This is a genomic window from Sphingobium sp. TB-6 (assembly GCF_012927365.1).
Lineage (GTDB): Bacteria > Pseudomonadota > Alphaproteobacteria > Sphingomonadales > Sphingomonadaceae > Sphingobium.
Map to the genome: position 1 here is coordinate 1 of NZ_JABBGL010000033.1, position 14,336 is coordinate 14,336.

At 60.5% G+C, this 14,336-nt stretch carries 12 protein-coding genes; 5 read left to right on the forward strand and 7 right to left on the reverse strand.

Translation table 11 applies throughout. The features are described from left to right. Positions 1-197 precede the first annotated feature (197 nt). The 5 genes from HHL26_RS23265 to HHL26_RS23285 all read left to right on the forward strand — a co-directional run bounded on the left by HHL26_RS23265 (position 198) and on the right by HHL26_RS23285 (position 7,401). On the forward strand, positions 198-812 hold the full coding sequence (locus HHL26_RS23265; protein WP_066553497.1) for a recombinase family protein: 615 nt from the start codon (positions 198-200) through the stop codon (positions 810-812). 224 nt (positions 813-1,036) lie between these two features. Further along, positions 1,037-1,582, forward strand: coding sequence for a hypothetical protein (locus HHL26_RS23270; RefSeq protein WP_237230225.1), 546 nt, complete (start codon positions 1,037-1,039; stop codon positions 1,580-1,582). Next, positions 1,545-2,492, forward strand: coding sequence for a nucleotidyl transferase AbiEii/AbiGii toxin family protein (locus tag HHL26_RS23275; RefSeq protein WP_066564454.1), 948 nt, complete (start codon positions 1,545-1,547; stop codon positions 2,490-2,492). Before HHL26_RS23270 ends, HHL26_RS23275 begins: the two co-directional genes overlap by 38 nt. A 183-nt stretch (positions 2,493-2,675) precedes the next feature. Then, positions 2,676-3,929 (forward strand): DNA repair exonuclease, encoded by a 1,254-nt coding sequence (locus tag HHL26_RS23280; protein WP_206377603.1) that lies wholly within the window; start codon positions 2,676-2,678, stop codon positions 3,927-3,929. Then, positions 3,916-7,401, forward strand: a complete 3,486-nt coding sequence (locus tag HHL26_RS23285; protein WP_169576870.1) for a YhaN family protein — start codon at positions 3,916-3,918, stop codon at positions 7,399-7,401. Before HHL26_RS23280 ends, HHL26_RS23285 begins: the two co-directional genes overlap by 14 nt. An 86-nt stretch (positions 7,402-7,487) precedes the next feature. On the opposite strand, the gene HHL26_RS23290 is transcribed toward HHL26_RS23285, so the two are convergent. The 7 genes from HHL26_RS23290 to HHL26_RS23320 form a co-directional block, all read right to left on the reverse strand. Then, complete coding sequence (locus tag HHL26_RS23290) at positions 7,488-8,882, reverse strand: AAA family ATPase (RefSeq protein ID WP_169576871.1); 1,395 nt, start codon at positions 8,880-8,882, stop codon at positions 7,488-7,490. Between the two features lie 75 nt (positions 8,883-8,957). Next, positions 8,958-10,096 (reverse strand): IS3 family transposase gene (locus HHL26_RS23295; RefSeq protein ID WP_169576872.1). Its coding sequence is split into 2 segments (ribosomal slippage): positions 8,958-9,829 and positions 9,829-10,096, totalling 1,140 coding nucleotides; the frame shifts between segments, so codons are not numbered across the junction. Positions 10,097-10,130: 34 nt separating this feature from the next. Further along, a complete protein-coding gene (locus HHL26_RS23300) occupies positions 10,131-10,637 on the reverse strand; it encodes a hypothetical protein (RefSeq protein ID WP_169576873.1) in 507 nt (168 codons plus the stop codon). 10 nt (positions 10,638-10,647) lie between these two features. Continuing rightward, on the reverse strand, positions 10,648-11,124 hold the full coding sequence (locus HHL26_RS23305; protein ID WP_206377604.1) for a UPF0158 family protein: 477 nt from the start codon (positions 11,122-11,124) through the stop codon (positions 10,648-10,650). 251 nt (positions 11,125-11,375) lie between these two features. Continuing rightward, positions 11,376-12,455 (reverse strand): sigma factor-like helix-turn-helix DNA-binding protein, encoded by a 1,080-nt coding sequence (locus HHL26_RS23310; protein WP_066564467.1) that lies wholly within the window; start codon positions 12,453-12,455, stop codon positions 11,376-11,378. Beyond that, a complete protein-coding gene (locus HHL26_RS23315) occupies positions 12,442-13,398 on the reverse strand; it encodes a HEPN domain-containing protein (RefSeq protein WP_082749235.1) in 957 nt (318 codons plus the stop codon). The genes HHL26_RS23310 and HHL26_RS23315 overlap by 14 nt, the downstream gene beginning before the upstream one ends. Further along, entirely contained in the window at positions 13,395-14,009 is a 615-nt protein-coding gene (locus HHL26_RS23320) for a hypothetical protein (RefSeq protein WP_066564469.1), read from the reverse strand. The genes HHL26_RS23315 and HHL26_RS23320 overlap by 4 nt, the downstream gene beginning before the upstream one ends. Positions 14,010-14,336: the final 327 nt, after the last annotated feature.

Sequence of the window (14,336 nt, forward strand, 5' to 3'; positions counted from 1 at the left end):
GTTGCTCGCGCCCATTGGCAACATCCCGCCTGCCGAAGCCGAGGAGCGCTACTACGCCATGCTGGACGAAACACCCATGGCCGCATAATTTAAACCAAATGGCCTCCGGCAATCCCGGGGCGGTTCAGTTGAGATACACAATGGCGTAGTCAAATGCCTATGCTCGCCCCGCCACCTCAAACCTTCGTTTGTGATCCATGCTGATCGGCTATGCCCGCGTCTCCAAAGCCGATGGCTCGCAGTCGCTCGACCTGCAGCACGACGCCCTCCATGCCGCCGGCGTCGGGCCGGATAAAATCTATGATGATCGCGCGTCCGGTAGCCGCGATGACCGCCCCGGTCTCGCCGCCTGCCTCAAATCGTTGCGCGCTGGCGACGTCCTGATCGTCTGGAAGCTCGATCGGCTCGGCCGAACGCTCACCCATCTTGTCAACACGTTGCAGAACCTGTCCGATCGCGGCATTGGCTTGAGGGTTCTCACCGGCAAGGGCGCGCAAATCGACACCACGACGCCGTCGGGCCGCATGGTGTTCGGCATTTTCGCCACGCTGGCGGAGTTCGAGCGGGATATGATCCGCGAGCGCACCATGGCTGGCCTGGCCGCTGCTCGCGCGCGCGGCCGAAAGGGAGGCCGCAAGTTCGCCTTGTCCAAGGCTCAGGTGCGTCTCGCCCAAGCCGCTATGACCCAGCGCGACACGTCCGTCTCCGACCTCTGCAAGGAACTCGGGATCGAGCGCGTCACTCTCTACCGCTATGTCGGCCCCAAGGGCGAACTCCGGGACTATGGAAAGCGCGTCCTCGGCTTAGCGTAGGATTTCGCCCCCTCCCGCAAATGACCCCATGATCGCGCCCTGCCAGAGTGATTGGCACGAGCCGAGGCTGCAGCCGGGTGGCTGCGGCCGCGAGTGCGTGGCCCTGGCCCGCTTGTGATTTCTACCGCCAACGCCTATATAGGATGCCGTAAAGGTCGTATTTTGGTTTGCACATGACTTCGCTGGCTGATCAGATTCTCGAGCGCCTTGATGGAGGCAGGGCATTGAATAGGAGCGAACTCCTGCTCGATGCCGATTATGATTCTGTCGGCCGCGCGCTTCGCCAGCTGATGAAGGACAAGCGTATCGAGCGGGTGGGACGTGGTCAATATCGCAAGGCTGAGTCAGGCAAGCGCGCTCCGATTACCGAAACGATCGCCGATGCCATCGGCAGGAAGGTTCGCCGTTCCAAGCGGAATGTTTTCCTGCGCAGTGATTTCGCGCCGCTGGGAAGCTATGATGCGATCGGCCGGGCATTGCGGCAAAAAGCCAGGGACGGACAGCTCGTCCAGATCGGTTACGGTCTTTATGCCAAGGCCGAGGTTTCGCCCTTTACCGGTAAGCCGGTTCCGATCGTTGGTATCAAGAAGCTCGCGACCGAGGCGCTTGGGCGTCTTGGTAAGAAGGTGGTGCCTTCCTCGTTTGAAGACGCCTATAATCGTGGCCGTTCGACGCAGGTGCCAACGGGCCGGACAGTGGCGATCGAGGATCGGGTTCGGCGCAAGATAGGGTATGACGGAAATTATGTCGTTCTCGAACGCACCCGATGATGCCCTGCTGGGCCGCGTCGCAGGTGCGCTCGCTGTCGATGAAGCCTTTGTGGAAAAGGACTGGTTCGTTGTCCAGGCTATAGAGGGGCTGTCAGGCTTGGCGACGGAGGATTTCACTCCCGTCTTCTCAGGCGGCACGTCGCTGCTCAAGGCTCATGGGCTCATTCGTCGTTTCTCCGAGGACATCGATTTCAAACTACTGCTGTCAGACAGCTTCCTTGCGCGCAGCCGAAACCAGCGCAGACAGGCGCTAAAGTCTTTCCGGGATGCCATGGTGGATGCGTGGAAGGAGATGGGTTTCGAGGTCACCTCCTGCATCTCGCGCGATGAGCATCGCTTTATCGAGCTTGCGATGACCTATCCGACCAACCTGGAACCACATGGCTCCCTGCGGCCGCATATTCTGACTCAGATTTCGGCTAAGCCTCCCCGGCTAACTGTCCAGCACAAGGCGGTGGCGTCGTTCGCTGGACAATATGCTCGGTCTGCGCCGGAGGTACCGAACATTGCCTGTATCGATCCGGTCGAGACGGCGGCCGACAAGCTGAGCGCCTTCTCGTGGCGGATGCTGCTGCGCGACCGCGCCCATGCGGACGACGATCCCACCATTGTCCGCCATTTACATGACTTGGCGGCATTGGAGCCGCTGGCAACTGGGGATCGTCAGTTTCCGGCGCTGCTGAAGTCCGTCTTGGAGGATGACAGCGACAGGGGTGGCGGGGGCGTTGCGGATCTGACACCTAAGCAGCGGCTCGCGGCGATGCGCGAAAAACTCGCTGCTGATCCTGAATATGCGCAGGAATATGCGCGGTTTGTGGGCGGCATGGCTTTTGCCGGCGATGCCGATGTTCCTGGATTTGACGCTGCGGTAGCAGCGGTGGTCCGTCTGTGCGAGCTATTGGCAGATTGAGGCCTGCAAGGGTTTCTCAACGGCCAGAGATAAGAGATCGTTGGCGAAGATCGTGGTGGACTGCCACCATGACGGGTGAATTATGACGTGCTTGTCCTGCTCTGAGGGCTTTGTATTGGAGGGAATTTTCCGAGACATTCTTGGATGATTTGTGCCATGACGTCTGGGCGGGGAGATACTCGATTGACTGGATTCACCTTTGTCCACGCAGCTGATCTGCACCTTGACAGCCCACTTCTCGGACTAGCAGGTAAATCGGCTGAATATGCCGCGCGTGTCGAAGCGTCATCGCGCGAAGCGTTCGACAATTTGGTCGAACTTGCGATTCACGAGGGTTGCCGGTTCATGCTACTGGCCGGCGACATTTTCGATGGCGATCTGCGTAACTTCCAGACCGGCCTCTATTTCATGGAGGGAATGCGCCGGCTCGACGAAGCCGGGATCGCCGTATTCATGGTGCTCGGAAACCATGATTCCGCCAATCGATTTGCCGACAAGCTGTCCCTGTCCGGCAACGTCCATGTTTTTCCGAAGGCCAAGGCCGCCACGCATCTGCTCGACGATGTCGGGGTTGCGATTCACGGCCGGAGTTTCCCGCGCCCGGATGTCTCGGAGGATCTGGCGCGTGAGTATCCAGTGGCGGCTCAAGCATTGTTCAATATCGGCGTGCTGCACACCGCATGTGCTGGCAGCGAAGGTCATCATGCCCGCTATGCGCCCTGCACGCCCGAGCAGCTCGCAAATCATGGATATGATTATTGGGCGCTAGGCCATGTCCATGCCCATGCTGTGCTAAGCGAGCACCCGCATATCGTTTATCCAGGCAATCTCCAGGGTCGCCATCCGCGAGAGACCGGTCCCAAGGGTGCGGTGCTGGTCAGGGTTGATGAAGGTAAAGTGGTCGGCCTTGAGCATAGGGCACTAGATGTCGTTCGCTGGGCATCGGTCGCTATCGATGTTTCCGGGACAAAGGAAGAGCAGGAACTGCTGGACCTCATACGCAGCCGGCTCGCGGATTGCGCCGAGGCTGCCGACGGTCGACCCCTTGCCCTTCGGTTGACCGTAACCGGCACAACTCCGCTCCATTCCAGGTTGATCCTCGAGCGGGGGGCTTTCCGGGAGGATGTTGAAACGCTGCTGGCAACGCTCTCGCATGATGTTTGGCTTGAAAAGCTGAAACTGGAGACCCAGCATCCGGCTGTCCCCGAGGCGGTCGACCCCACTGTTGCCGGAAGGCTTGATCAGGAGCTGACGCGCCTAAGCCAGGACAGTGCGATCGCGGAGGTTCTCGAGGCGCGGCTCGCTGAAATTCGCACGAAATTGCCTGCCGGTGCCCATGCCGACTCCTTCATCGAGCAGATGCGCGCAGAAATCCCCGAACGCGCTGCCGCTCTGGCACGCAGTCTTGTGAGTGAGGCTGGTCATGCGCCTGACTGAACTTCGCCTTGAGAATTATGGCGGTTGCGCCAGCCGAGAGCTGGTCATCCCCGAGACTGCGGGGCTCACGGTCGTGTTTGGTGCTAACGAGGCAGGCAAGAGTACCAGCCTCGAGGCGATCAGCGATTTCCTGTTTTCGATCCCGAAGAATACGCAGCGGGGTAGCCTGTTCGGCTATGACGGCATGCGTATCGGTGCATCGATGCTGTTGGCCGACGGTAGCGTGCTGACGTTGAAAAGGCGCAAGGGCAATGGCCGAACTTTGGCCGATTCGGCAGGCACCGCACTCGACGATACAGTCCTCGCACCTGTTCTTGGAGCAATCACCCGGGACAGGTTCGAAACGCTCTTCGGTCTCAACCATGAAACCTTGCGCAATGGCGGCGAGCGGCTGCTCCATGCAGACGGGGATATCGGGCGCCTGATTGTCGAGGCGGGTGGCGGCTTGCGAACCCTTGTTTCCCGCCTAGAGGGTATCAATGCTGAAGCGGACAAGCTTTTTGACACGAGGCGTTCGGCGAGTCGTGTCTTCTACCAGCAGCTGACCTTCTTTGAGGCGGCAGACAAGACCGCCCGCAGCGCACAGCTGACCCGTGAAACCTATGAACAGACGCGCAAGGCGGCCTTGGCCGCCGCGGAGAAGCTGGGCACCTTGCGTGACGAGAGGCGCAGTCTTGGCACGTCGACGGCGAAGCTCGAGCGCGTGCTGCGCGTCGCTCCGTATCTCCGTCAGCTCGACGGTCTGGCGCTGGCACTGGGTGCCTATGACGATATCGCCTCCTTCCGAGACGACTTCGCCACCAAGGTTCGAGCCGCATTGGACAAGAGAAATGAGGCAGCAAAGCATCTGGATGGAGCCATCGAACGAAGGGACCGGCTCAAGGCCCGGCTAGACGCTCTGGTCGTGAATCAAGCGCTCAAGGCGTCGGAGAAGCGTATCCGTGATCTCGCCGAGCGTGCGATCCACGTCCGCAAGGCGCGATCCGATCGTGCCAATCGCCAGCGCGAGATCGATGATGGCGAAGCCCAACTGGCCGCATTACGCCGAATGCTCGGCCTTCCCGCAGATGCCGAACTATCTGCGCTCATCCCTGATCAATCGGCGCTCGACCACGTGCGTCGCCTTGCCGAAGAGGTGCTGGAGCGGCGGCCAAGTCTAGCTAATGCTCAGCTCCGCCTCGGCGAACTGGCAGATAAGCTCGCCCTGCTTGGCGACCGTCTGAATGCGGCGCGTGCGGCAGGGTTTGATGCTCCATCCGAAGCGTCGTCTTCGGTCTTTGCAAGCCTTGCTGCCCAGAAGTCGGCGCACTTGGCGCGCCAACAGGGGCTGGACAATGACAGCGAGGCATTGACCAAACGGCTCACGTTGCTCGGCTTCGACACCGTCGACGCGCTTGCCGCGTTCACCTGCCCAAGCGCGGAGGATGTTCGAAACGAACAGGTCGCGCGTGAGACATTGGGTTCGCAGCTTGAGGAGCAGGCCAAGCTCAAACGACAGGCGGAGCGCAGCATCGCCGCCGGTGAGGCTGATATCGCAGAGCTTCAGGCTTCCGGGATCATTGCGAGCGACACGTCACTTGCCGAGGCGCGTACCACGCGTACGGATGCATGGAAGCCGATAAAGTCAGCTTATGTAGGCGGACAACTTCCGGACGATGCAGACTCACGACATGAGGCGGCCGACAGGTTCGATGCTGCGCTCGTGTCTGCCGATGAACTGGCCGACCGCCGTGCCGCAGAAGCTAAACGTGCTGCCTCGCTTGCGCAGGCGCTGCGCCGTGTGGCGGATGCGCAAGCAGAAGCCACGGCGGCCGAAAACGAGGCGGACGCGCTTTCCAGGCAGTTGGAAGCGCGCGGCGCGGCATGGTCGAACAGTTTCCCGGACCTCCATGCCAGGCATCCCGAACTTGCGTCGCTGCTGTTGTTTGCGCAGGCACGGCAACAGGTGCTGGACGAAGCTGAAAGGCTGCGCGGTCAGTCGAACGCCCTGGCGGTCGAGGAAGCCCAGCTCGCCCCCACAGTGGAGCTGCTTGAGCGGATCGAACAGCGTCGCAATCTGGATCCCTCGCTGTCGTTTGCAGAGCGGGTCAGTGCGGTGCAGAGCGCAATTTCCCGGCATGAACAGGCGCATGCCGACTTCACTCGGGACCAGCGCGACCAGGAGGAGATCGCGCAGCAACACAAGCGTGTCGAAGCCGACTTGCAGCTGTGGTCCGATGCCCAGGCAGCCTGGGACGGAGGATGGCCGACTGCAACGAAAGCACTGGGGCTCAGGCCAGATGTTACGCCGGCGGATGCCAGCATTGCGGTCACCGAATGGGCCGGCGCGCGCGGCGTTCTGTCGGCTATCGGACAGTCGCGCCACAGGCTCCAGCGAATGGTCGAGGATGAGGCCAGCCTAGGGTCAGATGCCAGTAGCCTTGCAGCAGAACTCGAGATCGAGGTGAGTGACGATTGCGTGGTCGCGGCTCAGATGCTGGTGGTCCGGCTTGAAGCCAATGCCACAGCCCAGACGCAATATGATGGCCTCCTCCCCGACTATGAGGAAGCGAGGGTCGCGGCGGGCTACGCACAGGATGCGGTCGGCTCTGCTAAGGTGGAACTGACGGCGCTGGCGGCGTCCGTGCAACTCGATCCCGCTGACGACGATGCACTATTGGAGGCAGCCGTACGTTGCGAGGCACGGGTAGGACTTTGCGACGAGATAGGCCAGGCAGAGCGGACCGCGATGGATGTTGGTGACAAGCTTGATCTCGCCGCTCTTCGAGCGGAATGGGACGGCCGTGATCTCGATGAAGTCCGGACAGACCTGGAGGAGCAGAAGGCCCGCACTTCAGAAGCCGAGGGTGAAATCGAGGCGGCCGTCCTCGCGGAAAAGGCCGGACAGGACGAACTCGCCGCCTATCTGAGCCAGAGCCAGGTCAATCACGCAGTGGCTGAACGGGAGACAGCGGCGGCGCAGATGCATCTCGCACTCGAGCGATATCTCGAACTTTCGGTCGCGCGCGAGTTGGTGACTTCGGCGATGGCAACGATCCGCGCGGAGCAGCAAGATCCGCTCATCCAGCGGGCAGGAGAGCTTTTCGCGGCGACCACGCTAGGCGAATTTGCCGGTATCGAGACCGATATTGACGACAAGGGGCATCCGGTTGTCGTCGGACGGCGGGCCAATGGAGGCATCGCTTCGGTGGCCACCATGAGTGATGGCACGCGCGACCAGCTCTTCCTCGCGTTCCGGTTGGCAAGTCTTGAAAACTATGGCGGGGCGACCGAGCCTCTACCATTCATAGCCGACGACATTCTGGTTCATTTTGATGATGAACGCAGCCGGTCAACACTCGATCTGCTCGCCGAATATGGCAAGACAAACCAAGTTCTGCTCTTTACCCACCACCGCAGCGTTCGCGCTCTGGCAGAGCCGCTCGCGGCGGCGGGGGTCGCAAACATTATCGACCTAGATCGTACGGCATAATTACACTTCAGCAGACTTGCCGCTGGAGATAATTGTGAAGTGCGGGGGTGCGTGAGGATAGGATTAGTCAATGAAGCCGCCCAGCGCTAGTCGCCGAGACGGAATGCGTCCTCCCACTGATGTTTAGCGGCGCCTGTTCGGAGGTTTTGGAGCAACCCATCGACAAATGACTCAGCATCACATGCGGGCTTTGCACCTTCGGCATGGCGTTCCGGCTGCTTAAGGTTTTGGAGGAGTTCCTGCACCTCGGCCTTGATGGTATCGTCCTTTTTGATCGCGAGATACGCCTCGAAGGGCTTTCCTGCGGTCCCGCGAGGCAAACCGATCCGACGTTCGAAATCGGGGATGCTGACGTGATGGGCCACAGCAACACCTAGTGACTTCGCCTGGTTGACCAGTCTGCGAATTTCTGCATTGTGCGCCCATGAGCCTGACTTAGCCAAGCTACCGTCCTTATTTTGCTTTCCATCTTTGCCGTGTGGCCAGTCACAGTCATGGAGAACGCCAAAATCCTTCTGGAAGTGAATTAGCATCTTCATAACTGCGCGAATTTGTGGTTTGCCCCGCGCTTTGATAATCGTGACTTGATCGATGAGTTCGTGTCCTGCTTCGACTACTGCGGCGATAAAGGCGGCATGTTCGGTGTCACCCTCTACTATGATTGGGTATGTCCCAAAAAACACTTCACAGAAGGTCGGATCCATCTCTTGGATCGCTTTCAAGCTCTCTTTTTCATCGGCCTGAAATTCTGCTTCGTCGGTTCTGAAAGTTTTTGGGCTGAAGCCCCCATCGGCATGTTCGCGTTCCAGCCGGAGTATTGTAGTGTGATCCATGGCTGGATTGATGAAAAGGGGCGAGTGCGTGGTCAACATGACCTGCCATTCTGGCTGCTGGGCAAGTTGGTACAACTGTCGCTGCGCCGCACGGGCCGCGAGGGGATGCAGCGCGTTTTCCGGCTCGTCGATCAACAATATATAACCGGGTAGTGCAGGATCATCGGCATCCTCGGGCAGCGCGCCGCCATCCTGAATCGAATCAATTTGGGCTTGGATCTCCTTTGCCTTCTCCGCATCCTTTTGAGCTTTTCCGAGATCCTTGGTCAGAGCTTTAATTTTGTCATCGCGGAGCTTTTTATCGCTGACTATGCGATTGCGAACCTGGAGCATGGTCCAAAATAACGCTCGCTGTGCGCCGGCTCCTTGCTGAGACAGCTGAACTTCAGCTCCACCATCGGTGACGCGCAGACCGGAGCCGTCAGCGATTAGCTTGGCTGCATCAAATTTTGGTGCTGCTGCCTGGACATCAAGCTTGACTGAAAGACCGGGAAAGACGCTGGTGAATCCCTGTTCCACGTCTGATACGGCTGCGCTGAATTTGGCCTCTTGTTGTTTTACGATCCCGTTGACGCCGTTGAGAGGTGGCCGGGTTGGTCTGAACAGGGATCGGCGTTGGATAAGTGGATCGTCTGCCGGTTTCATCATCGAACTGCCGATATGGGGCGTCAAGGAGGGAGGGCGTAGCCCGACCGGAGTGACGCCCCATATCGGCGGCCAAATTCATGCTGCCATCGCCACCGGCAGATTGTCAAAATATGTCTGGTCCGGGGTCCTGGCGCCGAGGCTCGAATGCGGCCTCTTCGCGTTGTAAAAGTTCAGATAACGACCGATCGATACCCTGGCTTCGCTGACTGCGGCGTAGGCGTGGAGGTAAACCTCCTCATATTTCACCGAGCGCCACAGGCGCTCGACCACCACATTGTCGCGCCATGCGCCTCGGCCATCCATGCTTATGGCGATCTCCTCGCGCAGCAGTACGCTGGTGAAGGCGTGGCTGGTGAACTGGCTACCCTGATCGGTGTTGAATATCTCCGGCTTGCCGAAGCGCGCCAGCGCTTCCTCCAGCGCCTCGACGCAGAAGTCGGCCTCCATTGTGATCGACACCCGCCAGGCAAGCACCTTACGGCTGAACCAGTCGACGATGGCCACGAGATAGACGAACCCCCTCGCCATCGGGATGTAGCTGATGTCCGTTGCCCAGACCTGGTTAGGCCGCACGATCGGCAGTTTGCGCAGTAGGTAGGGGTAAATCTTGTGGCCCGGCGTTGGTTTTGAAGTGTTCGGGCGACGGTAGATCGCTTCGATCGCCATCTTCTTCATCAGCGTGGCGACATGCTGGCGGCCGATCTCGATGCCTTCCTGCCGCAGCAGATCGCGCAGCATCCGACTACCCGCGAACGGAAATTCCAGGTGCAACTCGTCGATCCTCCGCATGATCTCCAGATCAGCCGCCGAAACCGGTCTGGGCAGGTAATAGACGCTGCCCCGGCTGATCCCCAGTTCCCGCGCCTGCCGCGCCAGCGGCAAATTGTGCAAACGATCGATCATCGCTTTGCGCTCGGCAACAGACCGGCCTTCCCGAGCGCGCCGGCCAAAAAATCATTCGCCAGCGTCAACTCGCCGATCTTGGCGTGCAGCGTCTTCACATCGACCGTCGGTTCGGCCGTTCCCGATGTGCTGTCCGAACCAAATACGCCTGCTGCGCCCTCGAGCAACTGGCTACGCCATGTCGTGATCTGGTTCGGGTGCACGTCAAACTGCTGCGCCAACTCGGCCAGCGTCTTCTCGCCCTTCACAGCAGCCAATGCTACCTTCGCCTTGAAAGCCGGGCTGTGATTCCGGCGGGGTCGTTTGCTCATTTCTACTCCTGTCACGCGGCCATCCTGGCCGCCGTCAGGCAGAAAATCCACTTATCTCACTGTCCAATTTTGCCAGGCCACCTCTGTCGGAGGATTCAAGGTCGCAGGTTAGTCTGCCTCGAACTGTCGTTCCCGAAATGGCCAAACCCAATTCGCCTTCGACCAGATGAACCACAGCAAGATCATGCCGCATCCGTTCCAGCAGGCGCGTCATAAGGGCAAACGGATCGGCATCTGCCACGCCATGGACCTGGAACTCGTAGCCCTCCTGTTCGTCGGCTCTGACTTCAAGAGCTTCCAGCGTCAACATCGTGCCGAGGAGCCGCAGTATAAAGTGAAACCGATGCTTGTCCCCGTTCGCATCGGGCAATTCCATGGGCTGGAAGTCGACATGGGTGAACCTTATCCCGCTCAGGCGGGCTACCTCCTCATTGTAGCAGCGGCTGCAAAGGTCCCGGTAACCTGTCTCGATACTTCCGAAGTGCGTGACCTCGAAGGCTGGAACGCCGCTATGGCACTGGTCGCATGCAATGGTCGACATGGTTCTGGGCTCAACTCCTGCCTGTCGCAGCTGAACGGGTATCGCGCATCCAGGTCAAGCCGACATCGTCGCACCATTCGCACATGGCTGCCTCGACCGCGCGTTCCTCATAAGCATACCATCTCTCCAGCGCGCCCTTCGCCTCCAACAGATCCTTGAAACGCCTATAGGCGCCCTTCCGGCTGAAAATGTCCCTCGCTTTGTCCCGCATTTCTGGCAGTTCTTCAGCGACGAAAGCGAGCGCGAGCCTTTTCCCAAGGTCGAGATCGCGTCGATGGGGTACGATAATATAATCGCCTTCCTCGGGATTCTCCGGCAATTCCTCCGCATCGTCCATCTCCACATTGTCGGACACAAAGAGGATGCGGCCCGATTGCCTGCAGATATAAGCGTGATGTTCGTCATCTTGTGATGCGCTGACAAACTCGAGCGCCTCGATGAGGTCGCTCAGGAGGAGGGAGCGCGCCTGACCATTTTCCGGCATCATGCGCACGCCTCGTCACTCATAGCGGGGATTTTGAAACGGGGAGCGTGGGGCCGACGGGCCATTCTCCTCACCATTGCCTCACGGTGCCGCATCGGCAGAGCCTCACTACTGTTTCAACAGGCTCCCTATTATAGCTGCTTTCCACCGCGCCCGCACTATGGACAGAAAGATCCGCGCCGTCCCAGCTGAACCCCTGGAGTCGTCCTTGTTCGCGTCGGTCAACCGCGGCAACGTGGAGAGCAGCTTCGATATCATCGGGCCTGGGCATCAGCGATCTCAGGCACTTCAAAAACGGTCGGCCCTTTATTATTGTTGCCCTCGGACACCCCGGTTTCGCCTCTGCCTGGCATGCGACCGGGGTAATTTTCTTCCAAGACCTCCGTTTGTGACCGCCTGGAGAACTGCCGCCGCCGCCACACCCACCGTCGCTGAATGTTGAACTGCAGTCGGAATGCCAGCGATGAAGTGCGCCAGCCGCACACATATCGCATTGCCCTGTCGATCCGTCGCCGGGCGGCACGTGCGCTGATGCCCAGCCGTTCCGCGATTTCCTCATCGGTGCGTCCATGGCGGATGAAAAGGAGCCAGGCGTCATGGGTGAGCGGCGGCAGGTTAGCCAGTCGTGCCTGCATCAGTTTCTGCCTTTCGGTCAGCGGCGCGGCGTTGAGGTCCGGGGCGGGATGATAGCCCTCTTCATCCGGCAAGGGGCGGCGGCGAACCTTAGGCGTGGGATAGCCGTGCGGATAGTGACGGTCTGGCGCGATCCTATCGGCCAGCCATTCGTCGAAGCGCCGCCAGCCGGAATAGGATATCTCCCGCCGCACCCGATCCAGCCGCCGGCGCACTATGCTGCGCCAAAGCGGTATATGCCGCCAAAGATTGGCCGTGGCGGTTCCGCGACGGCGCGACCGTTCGACCGCCCTGCGCAGCTGGGACGGCAAGGTCGCGACAATGAGCGCGGCGACCGCGTCGTGATCGGCCTCGATAGGCTCGGACGGTTCAGGCCACAGGATAGCGCCGCTATAGCCGCTCTCGGCAAGGGTCTGCTCGGCCCAGTCGCGATGTTGGCGGCGCAATTGCCGTTCCAGGGCTGCGATGGCAAGACCGCCTGCGTCAGCTGGCATGCGCTCCGGTACGTCGAATGCGCAACGGGCATGGATCATGGTCCGTGCTTCGGCGAGGCAGAGCGCGATGCTGGTCTTGTCGGTGGCCAGCCCCTCTGCCATCGCTGCTGGCTCGACATCGTAAAAATTGTGAAGCCGGAACAGAATGCGCGGCAGCGCGGGGAGGCCGTCCATCCCGGCCAGCCATTGCTCTTCATAGCTGTACATGTTGGCCTCCCTGGGCGGAACAATGATGGTGACGTGACAAGGTCGCTGGAGCCATGGCGGCCAGTCGTTCCCGGCATAGCTCCCCAACCAGGCCACGCAGCTGGATGACGCGTTCCATGGCCCAGGCCAGTTCCGCGTCGGTGATCGCAAAAGTGGGCACATAGCGCGCCTCGACATAGGCACGACGGATAAGGGAGAAGCATCGGCGCTCGAACCGGCTGTCTCCCGGCCAGATCGCCTTCAGGCGCACATCGTGGAATTCTGCCAGCTCGCGCAGTTCGTCGAGCGCGTGGGTGCGTCGTCCATGCAAAGCCAGCGTCCAGCTCACGCACTGGTAGAGATGCTCGCAGGCCTGGTGCAGCAACAGCGCCGTCATCGGGTTGTTGGCTTCGTTCCGGTAGAAAGCGGCGCCGGTCAGGAAGTCACTCGCCCGCTTGTACCAGCGCGCGAATTCGACCTGTGCCCGCGCATGCCGTTCCGATGGCGGCAACAGCCGCGGCGACGCGAACCGGAATCCCTCCATCTCATAAAGCGAGATGCCCTCGCTCGCCATGGTGACGAAATCCGGTATGCCTTCGGCCAGGGCGCTGTTGACCTGCTGCAGGCTGTGGACGGTCAGCCGTACCGGGCGGGCAATCTCACCAAACTCCCATGCGCGGCGCAGACGGTCGCGGACCAGATGCCAGTCCTGCTTCCTGCGCACGAGCTTGGGATGATTGACGATCGCCCACAGCGGGAGGGGATCTCCCGCTCCTCCATGCCATGGGACGATCCGGGCAGGGGGACCATGGAGGATCAGCTTGACGATGTGTCCGGTCCTGTATTGCTCGGACAATCTGCCTTTGAGGGTTTGGGCAAACGCCTCGAACAGCAGGGCCGTGACCGTGCGAAGCTCCTGTCGCACTGGCCTGGGCAGCTGGTCGATGCCAGTGCCGCGCATCATGACCGACCCTCCTTTTGCCCGCGACGCCAGCCTGGGGGGCGGGGATGCCCGGTCACCTCATGGACCCTGTCGAGCAGGGCGCGTAGCAGCGGGCGGACCTGCTCAACGGTGAAGCCGCCATCATCGGGTTCGGGCTCTCCAAAGAGACGGGGCTGGTTCCACTTCCAATAGGGGTCGAGAACCACCGCCAGCCGGGCCATGTCGGGACAGTCATGACCCAGGCCGGTGGCATTGGCGTAGGTCAGCGATTTGGCGACATGCAGGCGGATATGGCGAGCACACCATGGGTCGGGAAAGCCGATATCCAGCAAATGCGAGGAAAGCCCCAGCTGGGCGGCGATCCCGGCGCGATAGAGAAATTGCGGCCAGTCCTGATCCAGCCTCGGGTGCCGGTCTGGAAGGAAGGACTCGGCCCGGTGGTAGCGCACGCGGCTCAGCTTGCGTCCTGCCCGGCTTCGCAGGGGCGAGGTGGGTTCATCGTCATAATGCTGGTGGAGTGCCGCCAATGCCTCGTCCCAGGGCGAAGCGATGGCGGTGGAAACGGCAATCGGCGTGGCGGTCAGCGCGCGCAACAAGGCGCGGCGCGATGTGACAGGAGCGGTCTTACCCATATGCACCTCCGGTCCGCATCCATGCGGGTCAGGCGGAAGTGTTGGGGCGGATGCGGTACGGTCCCGAACTCCCGCGCGCTGAGCGCGGGAGCCCCGGGGCTGGTAACATGATCCGAAGACATGCGCCGCCGTTTTTAGCCCGAAAGCCTGGACATATACGACAGCACCCCGAAAACGATAAGTTCTCGGGCTATTTTTTTCGGATCGGGATTACCAGTCCCGGAGCCACCCTTTACGCAGCACCTCGCCACGATAGCAGAAAGAATGAGTAAGGCCAACATGCTGGAGAATAAGCCGAATTCACGCGATTGGGCGTGCGCCGCTGTA

Bases quoted from the DNA above. Each gene is read 5' to 3' on its own strand.
- HHL26_RS23305 (WP_206377604.1), bottom strand. From the start codon at position 11,124: ATGATGCCGGAAAATGGTCAGGCGCGCTCCCTCCTCCTGAGCGACCTC.
- HHL26_RS23285 (WP_169576870.1), top strand. From the start codon at position 3,916: ATGCGCCTGACTGAACTTCGCCTTGAGAATTATGGCGGTTGCGCCAGC.
- HHL26_RS23265 (WP_066553497.1), top strand. From the start codon at position 198: ATGCTGATCGGCTATGCCCGCGTCTCCAAAGCCGATGGCTCGCAGTCG.
- HHL26_RS23320 (WP_066564469.1), bottom strand. From the start codon at position 14,009: ATGGGTAAGACCGCTCCTGTCACATCGCGCCGCGCCTTGTTGCGCGCG.
- HHL26_RS23275 (WP_066564454.1), top strand. From the start codon at position 1,545: ATGACGGAAATTATGTCGTTCTCGAACGCACCCGATGATGCCCTGCTG.
- HHL26_RS23290 (WP_169576871.1), bottom strand. From the start codon at position 8,882: ATGATGAAACCGGCAGACGATCCACTTATCCAACGCCGATCCCTGTTC.
- HHL26_RS23315 (WP_082749235.1), bottom strand. From the start codon at position 13,398: ATGATGCGCGGCACTGGCATCGACCAGCTGCCCAGGCCAGTGCGACAG.
- HHL26_RS23300 (WP_169576873.1), bottom strand. From the start codon at position 10,637: ATGTCGACCATTGCATGCGACCAGTGCCATAGCGGCGTTCCAGCCTTC.
- HHL26_RS23310 (WP_066564467.1), bottom strand. From the start codon at position 12,455: ATGTACAGCTATGAAGAGCAATGGCTGGCCGGGATGGACGGCCTCCCC.